Source organism: Aeromonas sp. R5-1, assembly GCF_040908265.1.
Classification (GTDB): domain Bacteria; phylum Pseudomonadota; class Gammaproteobacteria; order Enterobacterales; family Aeromonadaceae; genus Aeromonas; species Aeromonas caviae.
The window spans coordinates 89,520-109,726 of sequence record NZ_JBFODJ010000130.1; the positions used below are offsets into that span (position 1 = coordinate 89,520).

Consider the following 20,207-nt stretch of genomic DNA (forward strand, 5'->3'; position numbering starts at 1 on the left):
GATTGAGGGAGCCGCGACATGTCATTAGTCCAGAGCCCGATGAAGCGCTATGTGCCTGATTTGATGTCCTTGCAGCGTACCTGCGAGGTCAATTACATGGCGCTGATGAAACTGTTGCCGCCCGGTGGCAGCGTGGGTGCTGAGCGCCGCTATCAGGTCGGCAACGGCCTGCAGTTCCAGCTCACGGTGACAGAGGAGAGCCGCTTCACCAGCCAGGTGATCCTGGCCCAGCACAACCCCGAATTGCCGAGCTACTTGCAAGCCCGGATAGAGATTCGTTTGTATCATGATGTGCGAATGGCGGAAGTGTGTGCGGCGCAACAGATTTCAATGTTGCAACCACGTTATGATTATCCCAATCAAAAAATGCATCACAGGGATGAAAAGGAGCAGGTAAATCTATTCTTGGCCGATTGGTTGAGATTTTGTCTCAAACACGGCACCAGCCTGATTAACATCCTCTAGTCGAACCCATAAAAAAGAAGCGTGATTTTGGAAACAGAGCTACCTCAGGCGCCGGACGGCAGTGTGCGCCTGTTACAGATTACCGATACCCATCTCTTCGCCAGTGCCGAGGGGCGGCTGTTGGCCGTGCCCACGGCGCAGAGTCTGGCCGCCGTGCTGGAGCGAGTGCAGGCCAACGAGCACCCGTTCGATCTCATCCTCGCCACCGGGGATCTCTCCCAGGATCACAGCCCGGAGTCGTACCAGCGCTTCGCCTCCATGATGGCGCCCCTGGCTCGCCCCATCTACTGGTTGCCCGGCAACCACGACGACGGCCCCCTGATGACCGAATACCTCCATGCGGCCGGCATCAGCGAGGCCAAGCAACTGGTGGGGGATCACTGGCAGGTGATCCTGCTGGATACCCAGGTGCGCGGCAAACCTCACGGGGTGCTGGGGGATCACCAGCTGGCGGCCCTGGATCAGGCCCTGCGCCAGCATCCCGAGCGCCATGCCCTGATCGCCCTGCACCATCAGGCGGTGCCGGTGGGCTGCGCCTGGCTGGATCAGCACAACCTCAAGAATGCCGACGACCTGTTCGCCGTGCTGGCCCGCCACCCGCAGCAGAAGACCATCCTGTTCGGCCACGTCCATCAGGAGTTTGACGAGGTGCACCACGGAGTGCGGCTCATCGCCAGCCCCTCTACCTGCATCCAGTTCAAGCCGCTCTCCGACGGTTTCGCACTGGACGAATCCGGCCCGGGCTGGCGCTATCTCACCCTGCACCCGGATGGCCGGGTGGCGAGTCAGGTGTGGCGCCTGCCGCTGGGGCAGTTCGTGCCCGACCCCAATGCCACCGGTTACTGAGGCGTTGCCATGAAGCCCGTCCTGCTCTATCTGCACGGTTTCAATTCATCCCCCGGCTCGGCCAAGGCGCAGCAGATGGCGGCCTGGGTGGCAGAGAACAGGCCCGATATCGAGGTGGTGATCCCGGCCCAGCCCAACACCCCGGCGGCGGCCTGGGTGGCCATCGAGCAGACCATTGCCGATCTGCAGAGCCGTTATGGCAACGAATTCAAGCTTGGCACCGTGGGCAGCTCCCTCGGTGGCTTCATGGCCACGCGAGTGAGCGAGATGTACGGTTGCCGCGCCGCCCTCATCAACCCGGCGGTGCGCCCCCACGAGCTGCTCTGCGACTACCTCGGCCCCCAGACCAACCCCTACAGCGGCGAACGCTATGAACTGTTGCCTGGGCACATGGACGAGCTGAGAGCGCTGGCGGTGCCGGTGACTGCTCCCGAGCGGCTCTGGGTGCTGCAACAGCAGGAGGACGAGGTGCTCGACTATCGCAAGGCGCTGGACGAATACCGCTTTGCCCGTCTCTCCCTGGAGTGCGGCGGCGATCACGCCTTCACAGGCTTCGAGCGCTACCCCGCCCAGATCGTCCGTTTCCTCGGGCTCTAGCCATGCAACCGCCGTTGGCCGCCTTCCTCGAACAGGTGCTGGCCACGGCCCAGGCGGGGCTCACCTACTCCCGGGATCCCTTCGACATCGCCCGCTTCGAGGCGCTGCGAGCGGCCACGGTGACGCTCATCGCCAGCCAGAGCGAGCTGGCTCCCGATGCCATCGGCGACTGGATTGCCCTCGACAGCGGCTATCCCACCCCCAAGCTCGATGTGCGGGCCTTCATTCAGAACGACGCGGGCCATATCCTGCTGGTGCAGGAGCGCAGTGACGGTTGCTGGACCCTGCCGGGGGGCTGGTGCGACATCGGCGATTCGCCTGCGGACGCCGTGGTGCGGGAAGTGAGCGAGGAGACCGGCCTCGCCTGTCGGGCGGTGCAACTGCTGGCCCTGTTCGACAAGCTCAAGCATCCCCATCCCCCGCAGTTGCCCCACGCCCACAAGGCCTTCTTCCTGTGCGAGGTGACGGGCGGCGCTCTGCTTACCGACACCGATGAAACCAAAGGGGCGGGGTACTTCCCCATCGACGCCTTGCCCGAACTCTCCCGCCACCGGGTGGTGGCGTCCCAGTTGCGCACCCTCCATGACCATCTGTCGCAGGGGCGGGGGGATACCCTGTTCGATTAACCGGTTCGCAGCCTGACACTGCGGCAAGGAGGCAGCATGATCACACGCATCGGCAATACCCCCATCCAGAAGAAACACAAGGCGAGCTGCCACTGCGGCGCCGTGGTGCTGGAGCTGACCCTGCCGGATGGCGTGGTGGATCCGCGCCGCTGCGACTGCTCCTTCTGTCGGCGGCGAGGGGCCATCGTCGCCTCGGTGCCGCTCTCCGGCATCCGCATCCTGCAAGGGGAGGCGGCGCTTCGCTGCTACCAGTTCAACACCCGCACCGCGAAACACTACTTTTGCAGCGTCTGCGGCATCTACACCCATCACCAGCGCCGATCCAATCCGGCGGAATATGGCTACAACCTCGCCTGTCTGGAGGGTGTCAACCCGTTCGATCTGGGAGAGGTGCCGACCCGCGACGGGGTGCATCACCCGGCAGATACCGTAGCCGATTGAACGCGAGGTGAGTGCCCGACGGGTGGCGGGGAGGACGGGCGAGGCGTTGCCGCGTCACTCCCGTGACGACATCTCAGGGGGTCATCTGCTTGTGTAGCCTCCGCCATGGCTGTGTTAACCTTGCCCTGTCCGTCTCCCGGCGGACCCCGGCCTCTCTCTTCATTCCATCTCTGCCAACAGGGGGCACACCCGTGACGACTGCTTCAGCGCTGCCGGATCTGATCCTCGGGGCCTCGCTCTACTTTCCGCCCCTGTTCAAGGCCGTGCTGCTCGGCCTGCTGGGCTGGCTGCCGCTGCACCATCTGCTGCGGGACTGGCTCTACGGCGGCGAGGTCTGGCACCCCCTGCTGATGGATCTCTCCCTCTTCATCCTCGCCGTCAGCGGCGCCCTATGGATATTGCTACATGGCTAAATCACCCCTTGCGACCCTCAAATACTTCTCCACCCTGCTGGTCTTTGCCCTGGCGCTGGTGTCGCTCTGGTGGCTGTGGAACGACTACATGCAGGGCCCCTGGACCCGGGATGGCAAGGTGCGGGCCGAGCTGGTCAGCATCACGCCCCAGGTGTCTGGCAAGATCGTCAGGATAGGGGTCAAGGACAACCAGCTGGTGAAGGCGGGGGACCTGCTCTTTACTCTGGATCCCGAGCCCTATCGCATCGCGCTGGACAACGCCAGCGCGGCCCTGGCCAAGGCCAGGTCGGATCTCGACAAGGCGGAGCACGAGGCGAACCGTCGCCAGAGCCTCTCCCGCACCGTCATCTCCGCCGAGGCGGTGGATGAGTCCAGGCTCAATGCCCAGGCGATGAAGGCGGCCTATGAGGTGGCCCAAGCCAATCTGGAGCAGGCCAGATGGTCCCTTGCCCGGACCGAGGTCCACGCCGCGAGCGACGGCTACATCACCAATCTGCAGGCCAGGGTCGGCAACTACGCCACTGCCGGGGTGCCCCTGGTGGCCCTGATAGACACCCACTCCTTCTATGTGCAGGGCTATTTCGAAGAGACCAAGCTCAGACACATCGCCCCCGGCAAACCGGCCGAGGTGGTGCTCTACAGCGGGGATCGGGTACTCAGGGGGGAGGTGGAAAGCATAGGGCGCGCCATTCACGATCAGAGCCTGGAAGGCAGCGAGGGGCTGCTGCTCGACGTCAAGCCGAATGTGCCCTGGGTGCGCCTGGCCCAGCGGGTGCCGGTGCGGATCAGGCTGCTGGCGATTCCCCCGGATCTGGTCTTGATCGCGGGCACGACCTGTACCATCACCATAGGGGACTAGAGTGATCCCCTCGCTCTGGCGCCAGACCCCCTGGGGCAAGGCCAACGGCGGCCAGTGGCGCTACGCCCTGCGCAATGCCCTGGCCATGTGCCTGTCGCTCTGGCTGGCGTTCGTGCTGCAACTCGACTCTCCCTACTGGGCCATGACCTCCGCCGCCGTGGTGAGCTTTCCCACCGTGGGGGGCGTCATCAGCAAGAGCCTGGGGCGAGTGGTGGGCAGCCTCATCGGCGCCATGGCGGCGGTGATGATCACCGGCCTTGGCATCGGTGATCCCTGGCTCTTCAGCCTGCTTATCGCCCTCTGGCTGGGGGGTTGCACCTACATCTCCAACCACCATCAGAACAACGTCTCCTACGGTTTCGCCCTGGCGGGCTATACCGCCGCCATCATCGCCTTCTCCTGCGTCAACCTGACCGACCCGCAACATATCTTCGACATCGCCCAGGCCAGGGTGAGCGAGGTGATCGTCGGCATCCTCTGCGGCGGACTGATGATGATGATCCTGCCGAGTTTCTCCGATGGCGAGACCCTGCTGGACTCCCTTGGCAAGAGCCAGACCCGGCTGCTGGAACATGCCCAGCGGCTCTGGCTCGGGGAGACGGGCGCCGATGTGCGCACCGCCCACGAGGGGGTGATCGGTCAGATCCTCACCCTGAACGTGCTGCGCATCCAGGCAGTCTGGAGCCACCACCGCCTGCGTCGCCACAACCAGTTGCTGAACTATCTGCTCCATCGCCAGCTGAGGATGGTCAGCCTCATCTCGGGGCTGCGCCGCATGCTGCAACACTGGCCAGAGGACGCAGTCGACCCGGCCCCCATGCTGGCCGCCGTGCTGCGGGAGCTGGGACAGGGGGGCTGCGACAAGCTGCGCATCGCCCGCCTGATGGCGCCCTTCGTGGCCTGTTCGGGGGACGATTATCGCTGTCAGGCCTTCTGGCTGCGGCTGCGCCACTTCTGCTGGAGCTACCTGGAGTGTCAGCGCTGGCTGGAAAGGCTGGCCCGCCACGATGGTCAGGAGTGGCCGGCGCCGCCGCGCCACAGCTCTCTGACCAGCCACACCGACGGCCTGGAGGCGGCCTACAACGGGGGGCGTACCTTCCTCTGCGTGATGCTGGGCTGCACCTTCTGGATCCACGGCCAGTGGGATGCGGGCGCTGCGGCCCTGACCCTGCTCGCCATCTGCTGCGTGCTCTATTCCGCCACCCCGGCCCCGGCGAAGGGGGCCCAGACCATGCTCAAAGCCATCGTGCTGCTCAGCTTTATCTGCTTCGGGGTCAAGTTCGGGCTGATGATCCGCATCGACGACTTCTGGATCTTCTGCGCCCTGCTGTTCCCCGCCCTCATCACCCTGCAACTGCTGAAATTGCAGCGCCCCCAGGGGGCGGCGCTCTGGGGCCAGCTCATCGTGCTGCTCGGCTCCTTCCTCGCCATCACCAATCCGCCGAGCTACGACTACCTCGCCTTCGTCAACAGCAGCCTCGCGCAGGCATTGGGGGTGATGAGTGCCGGACTGGCGTTCCAGCTCCTGAGGCCCAGCTCGGATCGGCGCAAGAGCCGCCGCCTGATGCACCGTCTGCGGCGGGATTTCGTGGACCAGCTGGCCCCGGCCCCGCAGCAGAGCGAGGGGGAGTTTGAATCCCGGGTCTATCACGCGGTGAGCCAGCTCAGCCAGAGTCAGGATCAGGGGGCCCGGCTCTGGGTGCTGCGCTGGGGCGTGGTGCTGCTCAATTGCAGCCATATCGTCTGGCAGCTCAGGCTCTGGCGCAGCCGGGATCCGGCCCTCTATCTGGTGCGGGACGGCTGTCTGCGCTGCCTGAAAGGCATTCTGACCGAAGGGGGCGTGCAGCACGAGACCCTGGGGCGCACCCTGGCGGAGCTGGACCGCATCTGCCAGGGGCTGGGGGAACATGCAGACCCGGCGGCCCGGGCTCTGGCGGGGCTGGTGTGGCGACTCCACTGCTCCCTCTCCCAGCTTGTGCAGGCCCTGCCCGGGGAACCCGCCTGATCCCGGGCGGGGAGGCCGGAGCCCCTCTGGATCACCCTTTGCGAGCGCCCCATTTGTCCCGGGCCCTCCCAGCGAGTAAGATTCCCCCCAAACGTCAATTCGCAAGGCCCTCCATGTCCACTCAATACAATGCGGATGCCATTGAGGTCCTCAATGGCCTTGAACCGGTGCGTCGCCGCCCCGGCATGTACACCGACACCACCCGGCCCAATCACCTCGGCCAGGAGGTCATCGACAACAGCGTCGACGAGGCGCTGGCGGGTCACGCCCGCAATCTGGAGGTGATCCTGCACGAGGATCAGTCCCTCGAGGTGATCGACGACGGTCGCGGCATGCCGGTGGACATCCACCCGGAGGAAGGGGTTTCCGGTGTGGAGCTGATCCTCTGCAAGCTGCACGCGGGGGGCAAGTTCTCCAACAAGAACTATCAGTTCTCCGGCGGCTTGCACGGGGTAGGGATCTCCGTGGTGAACGCCCTCTCCGATCGGGTCGAGGTGACGGTGCGCCGGGACGGCCAGGTCTATGACATCGCCTTCGAGCGGGGCGAGAAAGTGCAGGAGCTGACCATCACCGGCACCTGCGGACGCCGCAACACCGGCACCCGGGTGCGCTTCTGGCCAGAGGCGCGCTACTTCGATTCGCCGCGCTTCTCGGTCTCCAAGCTCGAGCACCTGCTCAAAGCCAAGGCCGTGCTCTGCCCGGGCCTCACCATCAAGTTCCTCGACAAGAACACCGGCATCAAGCTTGAGTGGTGCTACGAAGACGGCCTCAAGGATTACCTCATCGATGCGGTCAAGCAGTTCACCTGCCTGCCGGAGCAGCCCTTCGTCGGCTCTTTCAGCTCCGAGCAGTCGGCGGTGGACTGGGCCCTGTGCTGGTTGCCGGAAGGGGGCGAATGCCTCGCCGAATCCTATGTGAACCTTATTCCCACCGCGCTCGGTGGCACCCATGTCAACGGCCTGCGCCAGGGGCTGCTCGACGCCATGCGCGAGTTCTGCGAGTTCCGCAACCTCTTGCCTCGCGGGGTCAAGCTGACCCCGGAAGACATCTGGGATCGCTGCGCCTACATCCTCTCCATCAAGATGCAGGACCCGCAGTTTGCAGGGCAGACCAAGGAGCGACTTTCATCCCGCCAGAGCTCGGCCTTCGTGTCGGGCGTGGTGAAGGATGCCTTCAGCCTTTACTTGAACAGCAACACCGAGCTGGCCGAACAGCTGGCGGAGCTCTGTATCTCCAGCGCCCAGCGCCGGATGCGCGCCGCCAAGACGGTAGTGCGCAAGAAGATAACGCAAGGCCCGGCCCTGCCCGGCAAACTGACCGACTGCGGCTGCGCGGATCCCATGCAGGGGGAGCTCTTCCTGGTGGAGGGTGACTCCGCGGGCGGCAGTGCCAAGCAGGCGCGCGACCGCGAATTCCAGGCCATCATGCCGCTTCGCGGCAAGATCCTGAACACCTGGGAGGTGGAGGCCGGTCAGGTGCTCGCCTCGCAAGAAGTACACGACATCTCGGTGGCGATCGGGCTCGACCCCGATTCCGACGACCTCAGTGGCCTGCGCTACGGCAAGGTGTGCATCCTGGCGGATGCGGACTCGGACGGTCTGCACATCGCCACCCTGCTCTGCGCCCTCTTTGTGAAGCACTTCCGCGCCCTGGTGGAAAAGGGCCATGTCTATGTGGCCATGCCGCCCCTCTATCGTATCGACATCGGCAAGGAGGTCTTCTACGCCCTCGACGAGGACGAGAAGAACGGCGTGCTGCAACGGGTCGAGGCCGAGAAGAAGAAGGGCAAGGTGATGGTGACGCGATTCAAGGGGCTGGGTGAGATGAACCCCAAGCAGTTGCGGGAAACCACCATGGATCCCAACACCCGCCGCCTGGTGCAGCTCACCATGGGCGCGGAAGGGGGGGCAGAAGGGGAAGATGGGGACGAGACCCTGCAACTGATGGACATGCTGCTGGCCAAGAAGCGCGCCGGTGATCGCCGCGAATGGCTGGAAGAGAAGGGCAACCTCGCCATCATCTAAAGCGAGTCGCAAGTACCCCACCCTGGCCCTCCCCTTCGCAAGGGAAGGGGGCCAAGCCTCTCCTCCCCCTCATGGAGGGGGAGGTTGGGAGGGGGTCTTGTGATTCACCGTCGGCCCCCTGCCGACCCGCATTTCCGGCGTGCCCTCTGAGGGCGTGCCATAGCAAGAGAACAACCTTATGAGTGATGCTATCGAGCTCAGTCTGTTGGATGAAGTAGAGCGCCAACCAGCTCCCGAACCGAAAGAGATAATCACATGAGTGATGCCATCGAGCTCAGTCTGGACGGGGTAGAGCGCCAGCCAATGCGCACCTTTACCGAACAGGCTTACTTGAACTACTCCATGTACGTCATCATGGATCGGGCCCTGCCGCACATCGGCGACGGCCTCAAGCCCGTGCAGCGGCGCATCATCTACGCCATGAGCGAGCTGGGTCTGTCGGCGCTGTCCAAGCACAAGAAATCCGCCCGTACCGTGGGTGACGTGCTGGGTAAATATCACCCCCACGGCGACAGCGCCTGTTACGAAGCCATGGTGCTGATGGCCCAGCCCTTCTCCTACCGCTACCCGCTGGTGGACGGTCAGGGCAACTGGGGTGCGCCGGACGATCCCAAATCCTTTGCCGCCATGCGTTATACCGAGGCGCGGCTGTCGCGCTTCTCCGAGCTGCTGCTCTCCGAGCTCGGCCAGGGCACGGTGGAGTGGACGCCGAACTTTGACGGCACCATGAAAGAGCCTGTGGTGCTGCCCGCCCGCCTGCCCCACATCCTGCTCAACGGGGTGACCGGCATCGCGGTGGGGATGGCGACCGATATCCCACCCCACAACGCGCGGGAAGTGGCCCACGCCTGTGTGGAACTGCTGGATAACCCCAATGCCGGCCTGGATGCCCTGATGGCCCATGTGCAGGGGCCGGATTACCCGACCAGTGCCGAGATCATCACGCCCCGCGACGACATCCGCAAAATCTACGAGACCGGCAAGGGCTCCATCAAGCAGCGAGCGGTGTGGAGCGAAGAGGATGGCGATATCGTCATCACCGCGCTGCCCCATCAGGCCTCAGGCGCCAAGATCATGGAGCAGATCGCCGCCCAGATGGTGGCCAAGAAGCTGCCCATGGTGACCGATCTGCGGGATGAATCGGACCACGAGAACCCGACCCGTCTGGTGATCGTGCCGCGCTCCAACCGGGTGGACGTGGAGGGGCTGATGGCCCACCTGTTCGCCACCACGGATCTGGAGAAGAACTACCGGGTCAACCTCAACATCCTGGGTCTGGACAACCGGCCCCAGGTGAAAGACCTCAAGACCATCCTCACCGAGTGGTTGAGTTTTCGCCGTGAGACAGTGCGCCGCCGCCTGCAATATCGCCTCGACAAGGTGCTGGCTCGCCTGCACATCCTCGAAGGCTTGCTGATCGCCTATCTCAACATCGACGAGGTGATCGAGATCATCCGTACCGAGGAGGAGCCGGGCCGGGTGATGATGGAGCGCTTCAACATCAGCGAGACCCAGGCCGAGGCGATCCTCGAGCTCAAACTGCGCCACCTGGCCAAGCTCGAAGAGTTCAAGCTGCGCGCCGAGCAGAATGAACTGGCGGAAGAGCGCGACAAGCTGGAACTGATCCTGGGTTCCGAGCGCCGTCTCAGCACATTGCTCAAGAAAGAGATCCTGGCGGACGCCGAGAAGTACGGCGACGATCGCCGCACCCCGCTGGTGGAGCGCGCCACCGCCGTGGCCCTGACCGAGAAGGAGCTCACCCCGAGTGAGCCGGTCACCGTGATCCTCTCCGACAAGGGCTGGGTGCGCGCCGCCAAGGGCCACGACGTGGACGTGGAAGGCCTCTCCTACAAGGCGGGGGATAACTACCTCGCCCATGCCCATGGCCGCAGCAACCAGCAGGCGGTGTTCCTCTCCACCCTGGGACGTACCTACTCCCTGGAGGCGCACACTCTGCCCTCCGCCCGCAGTCAGGGCGAGCCGCTCACCGGCCGCTTCGCGCTGGGGGCAGGGGAAGAGGTGCGCCATCTGGTGATGGGCAACGAAGGCGAGCCGTACCTCATCTGTTCTGACGCCGGTTACGGCTTCGTCTGCAAGTACGATGACCTGATCGGTAAGAACAAGAACGGTAAGGCGCTGCTGACCGTGCCGGAAGGGGGCATCGTCATGGCGCCCCAGAAGATAGGCGCGCCGGACACCGATCTCTGCATGGCCATCTCCAACGAGGGTCGCATGCTGCTGTTCCCGCTCAATACCCTGCCGGTACTCGGCAAGGGCAAGGGCAACAAGCTCATCAGCATCCCGTCGGCGCGCGTGAAGGCGCGGGAGGAGTTTGTGGTGATGGCTGCCGTCATCCCCCAGGGCCAGTCGGTCACTCTGTTTGCCGGCAAGCGCAAGCTGACCCTCAAGCCGTCTGACCTTGACTACTACCGCGGCGAGCGCGGCCGACGTGGCGCCAAGCTGCCCCGCGGGTTGCAGCGGGTGGATCGCATCGAGATTGAAACTGTCGCCGGCGAGACGGTGGCGGGGGACAATCAGGAAGCGTAATGGATAAGAAGGGCGCGAAAGCGCCCTTCTATTTATCACAATGTGAACGTGGTTGTTAATTATTAATTACGCATCACTGAACGTTTATTGATTTTTTACGTAGGTTTATATGTCTCAAGAGGCGCTTGAACAACTTAAGTGGATTTACTCTGGTCTTGCTGGGATTTGCTTGGCTGTCATATTAACCACATTGACTCTAGATGGCGGAGTTATTGAGGGAAGCACTCCGTTAATATTATCAATTTCATTGTTTACGATTTTATTTGTGATGTACACAAGTTTTACCATAGTACATGTGGCTATATCTGAGGACGGTGGCAATCGTGCTGATGTCCATAAAGAACTATCAAAAAAATGGGTTCGTTCGTTAACGTACCTGTCATTTGGTATCTTGTACTTTGCTTTCTTTTTCCTGTTATGCCACATAGGTATCTGGTTTGGAATAGTGTATGCACTATCATCTCTTTTTTTATTTCCCTTAACAACATACTTTTTGGGTTTGATTGGTATCAAGATAGGTGTTTAAATTTAGTTAGAGCATGACTTAGGGCTGATTATTATTGGTTTTGTTTTATGGCTGACACGAGAATATGGTGGGTCCCAATTAACTTGTGAAATATAAATAACTTGGCCGATAATATTTTCCTTCCAGCCAGCTCAATGCCATGCAGGGCCGTAGGTGTGATTAGCGAAGCGTAATCAGACGTTCGTAAAAACCGGTTGCCGCTGTTCTGTTGGCCACCCCTCTTCTCTCTCTTTTGCCTATAGCTACGGAACAAATGGCGTGGACGATTACGCTTCGCTAATCGACCCTACTTGCCCTGCTTGATTCAACGCTCTGCTGCTTGTCGATGGCTTCAGTTGGGATGGTATGTTCCCCCTCATCCCCGACCCTTCTCCCCTTATCTATGGCAAAGAGTGGGAGAAGGGAGCCCAGATCGCAGCAATTTTGGAATGTGTGACAGCTACACCGGTTGGCTGGCGGGATACGATCCCCTCTCCTCTTGGGAGAGGGTGAGGGGAGGCGCCGCTGGGTACAACAAGCCAGGGGAATGGCAACGCCGCCAATCAGTTGTCGAAGTTCCACTCGATGGGCAGCTCAAGATCGAAGACGAGCTGATCCCCGTTGAGGGTAAAATCCACGCTGGTCTGGTGCTGGTCGTATTCGTCGATAAGGCGGCAGCTCTCGGAAAAGTTGGATTCGTAGCCGAGGCGAGCAGTGCCGCCGGTGCGAGCCTCGTCGAGTTCCACCCCCAGCACCCGCAGGGGATCCTTCTGGCTGAGCTTGACCCGGCTGTCGCCCACATCCACCAGCCGCTCCAGCAGGGGGAAGAAGTCCTGCTTGTTGGCCTCGATGGCCCGGGCGATGGCTTGCTCCAGCTCGGTGGCGCTGGCAAGGGCGGGATCCAGCGTGTAGCGGGTCTGGATGCTTTCCTGAGTCATATTGTGCTCCTTGGGGCAATGAACCTGCGTCGGCCATCAGCACGATAGGCGGTGAGCAAGGCATGCCTAGCCATTAAATAAGGTGGTGATTCATTCTGGTGGATAAAACCATCACAAAAAACCGATGAAGGCAGCATATTGCTTCTCATCAGGCGGGGATGCGGCCATTGCGCACCAGGGCCCGGCGGATATTTTTGCACATCTTGCCGAAGCGGTTGAGCTCGTCGAAGCTGGGCGGGATGCCGCGATCGATCTGATATTGCCAGTAGCAGAGGTCCGTATCCACCAGCTCCATCAGCTTCTTGGGGCAGCCGATGCAGGTGTTGTCCGGCCCGCATTTGAAGGTATCCGGTTGATAGAGCGGAAATTCCGCCTTCACGGCGTCGATGATCTGCTGCATGGCGGTCATGCGGTCCGGCTTTCTGCTCACGCCTGGCTCCTGCTGCCTGTAGGAAGGATGCATTATATCCCTGCCAAAAACGGGGCCAATTAGGCTAACGAGGTAGTCCGACCAGGATGTCCGCCGGCCAGACACCGCAACACCCGGCGGGCCGGGCGTTGTGATGCGACAGGATGGCGGCGAACACGCGCCCTAGAAGTCGTGGTAGAGGGGCCAGCCGAGCAATGTGCTCGAGTACGGCGGGACCCAGAAGTTAGTCATTAGCATTGATAATGGTCATAGGCTTCGCGCGTGTTGATTTTGTGTGGCGATAAACGAGATCACAAACGAAGTGTTTTTATATCTATTTCAATTGGTTGAATCTGAAGGTCCTGTATATGACGCACTCATTTCGGCGCGTCTCCCAAGAGGTGATCTTCGACACTGCTCATGGACAGGGCTTCAATAAGAACCTTCTCCAGGATGACAAAAAAACATTTTATGTGAGCCTGTTTCAATACCTGCGGCCGGGTCACCAGATAGACCTCCATATCTGGAAGCTGGAGTTCCGGGAACAATCCGATCAGACCCTTCGCCAGAATACGGGGCAGCACCGCCACGCCCATACCTCGCCTCACCGATTCGAGTTGAACAGCGAACGAGTTCACGCTGATCGGCGTGTGGTCCAGACCTGCGGCCTTTGCCGCACGCATTTGAGGCAACATGTCCAGCGGAGGAAGCAGGCCAATATTGACCGCAGTGGCTGGAGTCAGCCCCGGAAACTGCTTCAGATAAGCTGCATCGGCGAAGACACCATAAGCGAGCCTGTCTATGAAGCGATAAATAAGCGAAGGTTCGCCCAGATGAGTCGTGCGTACAGCAATGTCTGCGGCGCCGCGGACGATCTTGTGAAAATCGGCTGTGACCAGCAACTCCACCGAGCATCGCGGATGCAGAGTGGTGAAGCGACTCGCGGCCTCCAGCACGCAAGACGAGAACCCCTCTCCTGCACTGACCACGATATTGCCAGATAGCACGGTGTGCGGTTCGGACATGCCCGTCACGGTTTGACGTCTCAAGCCTGCTTCTGCAGCCAGGGCAACGTCCACGAGGGATTGGCCTCGCGGGGTCAATCTGCATCCTTCAACTCCCCGCTCGACGAGTGGCTCGCCCAGTGCGCCTTCAAGCTGAGTCAGCCGTCGCGCCACAGTAGAGGCTGCGATCCCCAGCAATTGGCCAGCCTGAAGAAAGCTGCCACGTCGCGAGACTGCCAACAACAGGCGAAGATCGTCCCAGTTTGCTTGCAAAGCCATGCTCCATATCTTGCCTGATCTGCAAATTTGCAAAGCCATTATGCAGTAGTCGCTGTTTTTAGATAGCGGCGTCAACGGTATATCTACACTCCCTCGAAAAGCATGGAATGGACTGTATGACAACTGGTTCCAATGGCTATGCGGCATGCGCCGCCAGCGCCTTTAATCGCCGAGACCTGGAGGCGATGTTTGCACTGGTTTCCGAAGACGTTATCTACTTCGATGGCATAGGGATACAAACAGGTCGTGAGGCCATGCAGAAGCGAGAGCTGGCGCTACTCGAAGCATTCCCTGATGCCCAAGTGATCTTGAGCCCATTTGTTGTCACTGACGATCGTTTGGCACTGATCGTCTTCCTGACCGGCACCTTCACTGCACCATTAGTGCTGTCGGACCGGGTGATTCCACCTCATGGGCGCCACATTACCTTGTATTACGCCGCACACCTGACCTTCAGAGACGGCTTGGTCATACGTGAAGAAGTTTTCTTCGACAGTGTGGTATTGATGCCGTTAGCCGACCAGATTGAGGGGTGATGCATGCATAACACATTTGTCACTGGCGCGACCGGCTTGCTGGGCAACAACCTGGTGCGTGAATTGGTCGCTCGTGGTCACGCAGTCAAAGCCCTGGTTCGTTCAAGAGCCAAAGGTGAACAACAGTTCAAGGATTTGCCGGGTGTGGAACTGGTGGTGGGTGACATGGCTGATGTCGATGCGTTCGCTGCGTCGCTACAAGGCTGTGATACGGTGTTCCACACTGCAGCGTACTTTCGCGACTGCTACAAGGGCGGCAGTCACTGGGAGGAGCTCGACAAGATTAATGTGTCAGGTACACGGAACCTGCTTGGCCAGGCCTACAGCGCTGGCATAAGACGGTTTATCCATACGTCTTCCATTGCCGTGCTCGACGGCGCACCCGGCACGTCAATTGATGAAAGCTGTCTGCGGGCCGACGCTGACGCGGATGACTATTACCGCAGCAAGATCCTCGCCGACCGTGTCGTCCTGTCGTTCCTGGAAGCCCATCCCGAGATGCATGCCTGCATGGTCCTGCCTGGCTGGATGTGGGGTCCTGCCGACATTGGCCCGACCTCCTCGGGACAGTTGGTCAACGATGTCGTACGCGGCAAATTGCCCGGACTTATCCCCGGTAGCTTCTCCGTTGTCGATGCTCGCGATGTGGTATTGGCGTTGATCGCTGCAGCCAAGTATGGGCGCCGGGGTGAGCGCTATCTCGCTGCGGGCCGGCATATGACAATGCGTGAGCTGATACCTGTTCTTGGGCGCATCGCTGGCGTCAAGACACCCGTTCGACAACTGCCGCTGCCCTTTTTATACGCCTTGGCGGCGGTGCAGGAGGTCTACGCGCGTATTACTGGCAAGCCCATTCTGCTGAGCATGGCTACGTTGCGCCTGTTGATACGAGAAAAGGACCGCACCTGTTTCAATCACGGCAAAAGTGAGCGAGAACTTGATCTGCGTTTCCGGGCGTTGGAGCAAACCATCACCGACACAGTGGTGTGGTACCGTGATCACGGTTGGTTTGGAACATATCAGGACAAGGGCGTAAACGGACAGTGAGACAGTGAGCAGAAAATAATCCTGATGCGTCACGGCCAGCCAAAGCTGGCCGGAACCGACAAAATGTCAGCGCTCGAGATGAAAGATTGGATCGAGCAGTACGACAGTTCCGACATTACCAAGTACCCCGTCCCGGATGCCAGCAGGCAACTCGCCGCCACCGCCAAGGTAATAGTCTCGAGCAACTTGCCTCGCGCGCTGACCTCAGTCCAGGCTCTCGGCCTGAAGCCCGCCCTCATCGACGGGCTATTTTGTGAAGCGCAACTGCCTTATGGCCACTGGATACTGCCACGGCTATCGCCGTTTGCCTGGGCGTTTATCCTGCGAATTTTATGGTTGTGGGGTTACTCACACAGAGTCGAATCTGTCGGCACTGCGAAGATGCGCGCCAGCACGACAGCTCAACGACTTCAATCCCTTGCCAGCGAAGGACCGGTGCTGCTGCTCGGTCATGGCTTTATGAATCGAATGATCGCCAGACAACTGGAGGCAGATGGATGGACTCGCCAAACAGGTAACGGCAGCCAATATTGGAGTGCGACTGTGTATCAAAATGACAGCATTTAAGAGGTGAGCGCTTCTGTTATACAGAGATCGGCGACCCCCCTTCGAAATTGACTGGGCCGATACGGGTATGGTTGCAATGACCTGCGAGCGTTCCGAGAGGAGCGCTCGACGCCTTACAATTGGGTTGGTTGTACGTTGGTGCTTATATAGGGGCGTGTTCTATTGGCAGTGCTTGTTCGGCGGCGGCTACTGCCAGGCAGATAGCACAACGCCCGGCAAGCCGGGCGTTGTGGGGAGGAGCGGCGGGGGCCGTCCTGCAAGGGGGTATGGCCCCTTAGAAGTCGTGGTAGAGGGGCCAGCCGAGCAATGGATGCTTGAGACCGGCGCGCATCTCCATGTTGTCGAGCTTCTCCGGCGAGGCGTCCTCTTTTTGCAACTGCTGGTACTGACGCACAAACCCCAGGGTATGCAGCAGGTTGGGCACAAAGCCCGGGCTCAGCTCCTGACGCAGGGCGGTGGCCATGTCGGCGGGCAACGCGCTCAGCATCAGGGTGAGCTGGGCGGCGAGGTAGTCGGTGTCGTACCAGCCCTCGTCGAGCTCAATCTCCCGCGCCAGTTTGCGCTTGAGATCCTGCTTCACCCTGAGGGGGGCGGCGCCACTGCCCTTGCCGCAGAGGATGCGGTAGAGCAGCGCCTCGGCCAGCTTGTCCTCCATGGTGGGGTGGTCGCTCTCGCAGGCGAAGAAGTGCTGGTCGATGAGCGCCATCAGGCGGCTCTTGTTGTGCTCGGTCAGCGCCTTCTCGTACTCCTGCCACCCTTGCCACTCCTCCACATCGGGGGGGCTGGAGATCTTGTCCAGCAGGCGCGCATCCACGTCACCGTAGAGGCTGTTGCCAGCCTGCTTGGGGCTGACGGTGATGAGCATCGACCAGCCCTTCTGGAACGGCTTGATGGGGCCTTCCGGCGCCTGCAGCAGGGCCAGGGCCTTGGCCGGGTCCCGTTGGGAGAGCTCCTGCAGACCGAGGCTCACCACGCCGATGACGTCGTGGGCGGCCTGCTCCAGCAGGTGCATCTTGTACTTGTTGTAGTACTTGTCGGCGAATTTGAGGCTCATCAGCACCGCCTTGCCCTTGATGGCGGCGAGCTGCTGCTGACTCAAGAGTTCGTTGTCGCGGCCAAAGCGCAGCACCTGGGTCAGAAAGGGGCCCTGGTTGGCATCGCGAATGACTAACTGCATGAATGGGCTCCTTAATCCAGAAAGCTGAACATGTCGTCGACGTCACCGTACTCGTCTTCCTCGACCTTGTTCTTCTCTTTGGCCTGCATCACCAGCTCGGCGGCAAACTTGTTGATGATGCCGTCCCAGGTGGAGTGCTCGTTGCGCAGCAGCGACTTGATGGATTTTTCCACCTCGGGGGCCAGCTCGCGAATGAGCATCAAGAGGCTGCGCGGGTCGTCCAGCGCATAGTCGTGGCTGTCTTCGGCCTGCTGGCGCTCGCTGTAGCGCAGGGACTCTTCGAGATCTTCCTCTTCGGCGTGCAGCACGTCGCGATAGCCTTCGTCCTCTTCATAGCGATCGCCGCGATAGAACTCGATAAAGGGGATGGCGAGGTAGAAGAGACCGGCCGGATCTTCGGCCACGCACTCGAGGATCTCCCGCTGCTTGGCCTCGCTATCCTGGGTGCGGATCAGGTAGTTGAGGAAGTCGAAGGTGTGCTGTTGCAGCTCGTCGGCGTTGTTCTTGATCGCCTCTTCCCAGTAGAGGGGCTGCTGGCAGACGATGTCGCGGATCCGCTCCGGGGTCATCAGCTCGGAGATGATGGAAGGGAAGGAGATGTCGTGCTGGCCGTTGATCTGGGTCAGGGTAACGATATCAATGTTTTCAATCACTTCTGCCAACTGGTCGTCAGACATGGTCTTGGCGATCAGCTCGAACTTCTCGCTGGCCTGCTTCGGCTCGATGACGGCCAGCTCTTTGATCTCGATGGCGGTAATTTCTATCAGACTGTTGCTCATGCCTTGCCCCAATTAGAAACGGACTTCGTCGTACATATCCTGATCGCCATCGTCATCACCATAGCGGTCACTGCCGCCGTGGTAGTCGGCGTCGGCATCTTCCCCGTCTTCCTCTTCTTCGTCCCGCAGCTCATAGTCGTCATCAGCGCGGTGGCTGCCGCGCGGCAGCGGGTTGTCGAGCAGGAACAGCACGGCGCAGGCTTCCATCAGCTGATCTTCGCTCTGTGCCCGCACCGCCTTGACCAGGGGCAGGATGGCGTTGTTGAAGCCGACGCTCACCTTGAACTCGTCCCAGGAGGGCTGCTCGCCGCTGGCGAGCCACTTGTTCCACTGCGACTTGGCCTTGGCCGGGAACTGCACCCGGCCATAGAGGGCGAGCGGCAGGTATTCGGGCATGAACTCCAGCATGCTCATGTCGGCCAGCAGCAGGGCCTTCATCTGGTCGGTGAACTGCTCGAGCCCCTTGGGGTCATCCTGATCCCGGTAGGATTCGATGTTCTCGCTGGCATCGCTTTGCAGGGCCTTGAGCCGTGCCTGGTCCCATTTTTTTTGCATAGTCGCTCTTCTTGCCTGGTGGCTCAGGGGTAGAACTGGTCCCACATCTCCTGCATGGCAGCAGCGGGATCGGTCACGATGACGTTGTTGAAATCCTTGATAAAGGCGGCCCGCTGTTTCGGATCGGACAGCACTTCATAGGCCTGCTTTACCTGGTGCAGCCGGGCGGCTGCCTGCTCTTTCTCTTCTTCGCTCGCCCCGTGCAGCTTGTCGGGGTGGTACTGGTTCGACAGCCGTCGATAGGCTTTTTTGATGTCGTTTTCACTGGCATTGGACTTGACGCCCAACACCCGGAAGTAGTTGTTCATGACGGATCCTGCCTCACTGGCATGGTGGAATTCATCCTGTGTCGACCTGGTGGCGCAACGTCGGCAAACCAGGCTCGGCAAAAACCGGAGATTTTAACGGAAAGCCGGCGCCTCTGCCATGAAAGTGCGGTCTTTCTGTACGAAAAGAGCGGGCGGTGCGAGATGGCGGTGGGGCTACACTGGCAGAGGGGGGCGGCAGGCCCCGGCGTTGCCCGGCCCCCTCTTGTCCGAACCATCCGGATTCTGCCGTCACAAGGAGTCATCGCCATGGTCAAGTCCGCGTTTTTCGTGCTCGCGCTGGCAGGCAGTGCCGCCTCTGCCAGCGACATATTGCCCGTCTCGCCGCTGATGGGGGATGTCACCAGGGCCCAGTTCATGGAGCGCGCCGCCCAGCGCTTTGCCCTGCAAGACAAAAACGGTGACGGCGTGCTGTCGGTTGCCGAGAAAGAGGCCAACCTGGCAAAGCTGGCTGGCGTGATGCAACAGGCTGGCAAGCCGGTCCCGGAGCGGATGAGCCAGCTCAAGCCGTCGCGGGAGACCACCAGGGCCCAGTTCATGGCGCGGCAGGAGGCGCTCTTCACTCGCCTGGACAAGAACGGTGACGGAGTGATCGGGGAGTCTGAGCGTCTCGACATCAAGGCCAATCTGGAGAAGCGGGCGATGGAGGCCGCCCAATAGGACGGGTTGTCAGCCCTCTGATGAAAAAGAGCCCGGTAGCGATACCGGGCTCTTTGCATCTCTGGCATGAAGGGGGCTACCAGCTTGCCCAGAGCAGCCGCAACCTGAGCCCCCAGGCGCTGCTCCAGCCGGTGGTGCTGCTCACCAGAGCCCCATCCTTGATGACGAGGAAGGTCGGCGTCACCCCCACCTGCCAGCGGGCGGCCAGATCCCCGGACTCGTCGTTGTGGGTGGGGAAGGTCAGCCCCTTCTTCGCCATCCCGGCGCGCAATTGCTCATCGCTGCCGGAGCGCAGGGCCACCGTCAGCACATTTTCACCCTCCTGCCAGAGCTGCTCCACCGTGGGAGTGGTGAAGCGGCACACCCCGCACCAGCTGGCCCAGTAGTAGACCAGCAGGGGCTTGCCGCGGCTCTGCGCGGCCAGAGTGGTGGTGGTGCCGTCCTGCAGGGTGAAGGGGGTCTCCATGGCCCCCGCCGGCAGGGTGGGGCTGCGCCACAGATCCACCAGGGTGGTGATGACGAGCGCCATCAGCAGCAGCCAGAGCGCCTCCTTGCCCCAGCGGCGCCAGCGGGGGGCCTTTATGCCTGTATCCTCGGCCATG

The 20,207-nt window shown here is 61.2% G+C and carries 22 protein-coding genes; 14 read left to right on the forward strand and 8 right to left on the reverse strand.

From position 1 onward, the window contains the following. Positions 1–18: 18 nt before the first annotated feature. The 10 genes from AB5Y64_RS19220 (at position 19) to parC (ending at position 10,823) form a co-directional block, all read left to right on the forward strand. The gene (locus tag AB5Y64_RS19220; protein WP_039039758.1) at positions 19–465 is read left to right on the forward strand and encodes a DUF1249 domain-containing protein; all 447 of its coding nucleotides are present in this window, start codon (positions 19–21) and stop codon (positions 463–465) included. A gap of 27 nt (positions 466–492) precedes the next feature. After that, positions 493–1,311 (forward strand): 3',5'-cyclic-AMP phosphodiesterase, encoded by an 819-nt coding sequence (gene cpdA, locus AB5Y64_RS19225; RefSeq protein WP_039039757.1) that lies wholly within the window; start codon positions 493–495, stop codon positions 1,309–1,311. A gap of 9 nt (positions 1,312–1,320) precedes the next feature. Then, positions 1,321–1,908 (forward strand): YqiA/YcfP family alpha/beta fold hydrolase, encoded by a 588-nt coding sequence (locus AB5Y64_RS19230; protein WP_039039756.1) that lies wholly within the window; start codon positions 1,321–1,323, stop codon positions 1,906–1,908. Positions 1,909–1,910: 2 nt separating this feature from the next. Further along, entirely contained in the window at positions 1,911–2,534 is a 624-nt protein-coding gene (locus AB5Y64_RS19235; protein ID WP_039039755.1) for an NUDIX hydrolase, read from the forward strand. A gap of 36 nt (positions 2,535–2,570) precedes the next feature. After that, positions 2,571–2,975, forward strand: a complete 405-nt coding sequence (locus tag AB5Y64_RS19240; protein WP_039039754.1) for a GFA family protein — start codon at positions 2,571–2,573, stop codon at positions 2,973–2,975. Positions 2,976–3,145: 170 nt separating this feature from the next. Further along, positions 3,146–3,388 (forward strand): DUF1656 domain-containing protein, encoded by a 243-nt coding sequence (locus tag AB5Y64_RS19245; protein WP_039039819.1) that lies wholly within the window; start codon positions 3,146–3,148, stop codon positions 3,386–3,388. Continuing rightward, positions 3,381–4,247, forward strand: coding sequence for an HlyD family secretion protein (locus tag AB5Y64_RS19250; RefSeq protein WP_039039753.1), 867 nt, complete (start codon positions 3,381–3,383; stop codon positions 4,245–4,247). Before AB5Y64_RS19245 ends, AB5Y64_RS19250 begins: the two co-directional genes overlap by 8 nt. A 1-nt stretch (position 4,248) precedes the next feature. Then, positions 4,249–6,252 carry an FUSC family protein gene (locus AB5Y64_RS19255; RefSeq protein ID WP_368204353.1) on the forward strand — a complete coding sequence of 668 codons (2,004 nt, stop codon included), beginning with the start codon at positions 4,249–4,251 and terminating at the stop codon, positions 6,250–6,252. A gap of 113 nt (positions 6,253–6,365) precedes the next feature. Further along, positions 6,366–8,276 carry a DNA topoisomerase IV subunit B gene (gene parE / locus AB5Y64_RS19260; protein WP_039039751.1) on the forward strand — a complete coding sequence of 637 codons (1,911 nt, stop codon included), beginning with the start codon at positions 6,366–6,368 and terminating at the stop codon, positions 8,274–8,276. A gap of 255 nt (positions 8,277–8,531) precedes the next feature. Next, positions 8,532–10,823, forward strand: coding sequence for a DNA topoisomerase IV subunit A (gene parC, locus AB5Y64_RS19265; RefSeq protein WP_039039750.1), 2,292 nt, complete (start codon positions 8,532–8,534; stop codon positions 10,821–10,823). 1,068 nt (positions 10,824–11,891) lie between these two features. Here the strand turns inward: parC and AB5Y64_RS19270 are convergent. The 3 genes from AB5Y64_RS19270 to AB5Y64_RS19280 form a co-directional block, all read right to left on the reverse strand. Next, the gene (locus AB5Y64_RS19270; RefSeq protein ID WP_039039749.1) at positions 11,892–12,266 is read right to left on the reverse strand and encodes a hypothetical protein; all 375 of its coding nucleotides are present in this window, start codon (positions 12,264–12,266) and stop codon (positions 11,892–11,894) included. A 148-nt stretch (positions 12,267–12,414) separates the two neighbouring features. After that, positions 12,415–12,666 (reverse strand): hypothetical protein, encoded by a 252-nt coding sequence (locus AB5Y64_RS19275; RefSeq protein WP_039039818.1) that lies wholly within the window; start codon positions 12,664–12,666, stop codon positions 12,415–12,417. A 386-nt stretch (positions 12,667–13,052) separates the two neighbouring features. Continuing rightward, positions 13,053–13,958, reverse strand: coding sequence for a LysR family transcriptional regulator (locus AB5Y64_RS19280; protein ID WP_039039748.1), 906 nt, complete (start codon positions 13,956–13,958; stop codon positions 13,053–13,055). Positions 13,959–14,074: 116 nt separating this feature from the next. Here AB5Y64_RS19280 and AB5Y64_RS19285 point away from each other — a divergent pair, with 116 nt between their 5' ends. From AB5Y64_RS19285 to AB5Y64_RS19295, 3 genes are read left to right on the forward strand one after another with little or no spacing between them, the layout of a single operon-like run. Beyond that, a complete protein-coding gene (locus tag AB5Y64_RS19285; RefSeq protein WP_039039747.1) occupies positions 14,075–14,494 on the forward strand; it encodes an ester cyclase in 420 nt (139 codons plus the stop codon). A gap of 3 nt (positions 14,495–14,497) precedes the next feature. Further along, positions 14,498–15,541: an SDR family oxidoreductase gene (locus AB5Y64_RS19290; RefSeq protein ID WP_039039746.1), complete on the forward strand. Its 1,044-nt coding sequence runs from the start codon at positions 14,498–14,500 to the stop codon at positions 15,539–15,541. A 24-nt stretch (positions 15,542–15,565) separates the two neighbouring features. After that, on the forward strand, positions 15,566–16,108 hold the full coding sequence (locus AB5Y64_RS19295) for a hypothetical protein (RefSeq protein WP_039039745.1): 543 nt from the start codon (positions 15,566–15,568) through the stop codon (positions 16,106–16,108). Positions 16,109–16,382: 274 nt separating this feature from the next. Here AB5Y64_RS19295 and AB5Y64_RS19300 read toward each other — a convergent pair whose 3' ends face one another. Genes AB5Y64_RS19300 through AB5Y64_RS19315 form a run of 4 tightly spaced genes read right to left on the reverse strand, consistent with a single transcriptional unit; the run spans position 16,383 to position 18,927 of the window. After that, positions 16,383–17,285 carry a hypothetical protein gene (locus AB5Y64_RS19300; protein WP_039039744.1) on the reverse strand — a complete coding sequence of 301 codons (903 nt, stop codon included), beginning with the start codon at positions 17,283–17,285 and terminating at the stop codon, positions 16,383–16,385. An 11-nt stretch (positions 17,286–17,296) separates the two neighbouring features. Beyond that, positions 17,297–18,064 carry a hypothetical protein gene (locus tag AB5Y64_RS19305; RefSeq protein WP_026035107.1) on the reverse strand — a complete coding sequence of 256 codons (768 nt, stop codon included), beginning with the start codon at positions 18,062–18,064 and terminating at the stop codon, positions 17,297–17,299. A 12-nt stretch (positions 18,065–18,076) separates the two neighbouring features. Next, entirely contained in the window at positions 18,077–18,619 is a 543-nt protein-coding gene (locus AB5Y64_RS19310; RefSeq protein WP_039039743.1) for a hypothetical protein, read from the reverse strand. A gap of 23 nt (positions 18,620–18,642) precedes the next feature. Further along, positions 18,643–18,927: a DnaJ domain-containing protein gene (locus tag AB5Y64_RS19315; protein ID WP_024943298.1), complete on the reverse strand. Its 285-nt coding sequence runs from the start codon at positions 18,925–18,927 to the stop codon at positions 18,643–18,645. Between the two features lie 267 nt (positions 18,928–19,194). On the opposite strand from AB5Y64_RS19315, the gene AB5Y64_RS19320 reads away from it, so the two are divergent. Then, on the forward strand, positions 19,195–19,605 hold the full coding sequence (locus AB5Y64_RS19320; protein WP_039039742.1) for an EF-hand domain-containing protein: 411 nt from the start codon (positions 19,195–19,197) through the stop codon (positions 19,603–19,605). 76 nt (positions 19,606–19,681) lie between these two features. Here the strand turns inward: AB5Y64_RS19320 and AB5Y64_RS19325 are convergent, their stop codons facing one another. After that, the gene (locus AB5Y64_RS19325) at positions 19,682–20,206 is read right to left on the reverse strand and encodes a protein disulfide oxidoreductase (protein ID WP_039039741.1); all 525 of its coding nucleotides are present in this window, start codon (positions 20,204–20,206) and stop codon (positions 19,682–19,684) included. Between the last annotated feature and the right edge of the window lies 1 nt (position 20,207).

What these genes read in the sequence shown, in the direction of transcription:
- AB5Y64_RS19220 (WP_039039758.1), top strand. Translation starts at nt 19, where the DNA reads ATGTCATTAGTCCAGAGCCCGATGAAGCGCTATGTGCCTGATTTGATG.
- AB5Y64_RS19230 (WP_039039756.1), top strand. Translation starts at nt 1,321, where the DNA reads ATGAAGCCCGTCCTGCTCTATCTGCACGGTTTCAATTCATCCCCCGGC.
- AB5Y64_RS19235 (WP_039039755.1), top strand. Translation starts at nt 1,911, where the DNA reads ATGCAACCGCCGTTGGCCGCCTTCCTCGAACAGGTGCTGGCCACGGCC.
- AB5Y64_RS19240 (WP_039039754.1), top strand. Translation starts at nt 2,571, where the DNA reads ATGATCACACGCATCGGCAATACCCCCATCCAGAAGAAACACAAGGCG.
- AB5Y64_RS19250 (WP_039039753.1), top strand. Translation starts at nt 3,381, where the DNA reads ATGGCTAAATCACCCCTTGCGACCCTCAAATACTTCTCCACCCTGCTG.
- parE (WP_039039751.1), top strand. Translation starts at nt 6,366, where the DNA reads ATGTCCACTCAATACAATGCGGATGCCATTGAGGTCCTCAATGGCCTT.
- parC (WP_039039750.1), top strand. Translation starts at nt 8,532, where the DNA reads ATGAGTGATGCCATCGAGCTCAGTCTGGACGGGGTAGAGCGCCAGCCA.
- AB5Y64_RS19270 (WP_039039749.1), bottom strand. Translation starts at nt 12,266, where the DNA reads ATGACTCAGGAAAGCATCCAGACCCGCTACACGCTGGATCCCGCCCTT.
- AB5Y64_RS19275 (WP_039039818.1), bottom strand. Translation starts at nt 12,666, where the DNA reads ATGCAGCAGATCATCGACGCCGTGAAGGCGGAATTTCCGCTCTATCAA.
- AB5Y64_RS19280 (WP_039039748.1), bottom strand. Translation starts at nt 13,958, where the DNA reads ATGGCTTTGCAAGCAAACTGGGACGATCTTCGCCTGTTGTTGGCAGTC.
- AB5Y64_RS19285 (WP_039039747.1), top strand. Translation starts at nt 14,075, where the DNA reads ATGACAACTGGTTCCAATGGCTATGCGGCATGCGCCGCCAGCGCCTTT.
- AB5Y64_RS19290 (WP_039039746.1), top strand. Translation starts at nt 14,498, where the DNA reads ATGCATAACACATTTGTCACTGGCGCGACCGGCTTGCTGGGCAACAAC.
- AB5Y64_RS19295 (WP_039039745.1), top strand. Translation starts at nt 15,566, where the DNA reads ATGCGTCACGGCCAGCCAAAGCTGGCCGGAACCGACAAAATGTCAGCG.
- AB5Y64_RS19300 (WP_039039744.1), bottom strand. Translation starts at nt 17,285, where the DNA reads ATGCAGTTAGTCATTCGCGATGCCAACCAGGGCCCCTTTCTGACCCAG.
- AB5Y64_RS19305 (WP_026035107.1), bottom strand. Translation starts at nt 18,064, where the DNA reads ATGAGCAACAGTCTGATAGAAATTACCGCCATCGAGATCAAAGAGCTG.
- AB5Y64_RS19310 (WP_039039743.1), bottom strand. Translation starts at nt 18,619, where the DNA reads ATGCAAAAAAAATGGGACCAGGCACGGCTCAAGGCCCTGCAAAGCGAT.
- AB5Y64_RS19315 (WP_024943298.1), bottom strand. Translation starts at nt 18,927, where the DNA reads ATGAACAACTACTTCCGGGTGTTGGGCGTCAAGTCCAATGCCAGTGAA.
- AB5Y64_RS19320 (WP_039039742.1), top strand. Translation starts at nt 19,195, where the DNA reads ATGGTCAAGTCCGCGTTTTTCGTGCTCGCGCTGGCAGGCAGTGCCGCC.
- AB5Y64_RS19325 (WP_039039741.1), bottom strand. Translation starts at nt 20,206, where the DNA reads ATGGCCGAGGATACAGGCATAAAGGCCCCCCGCTGGCGCCGCTGGGGC.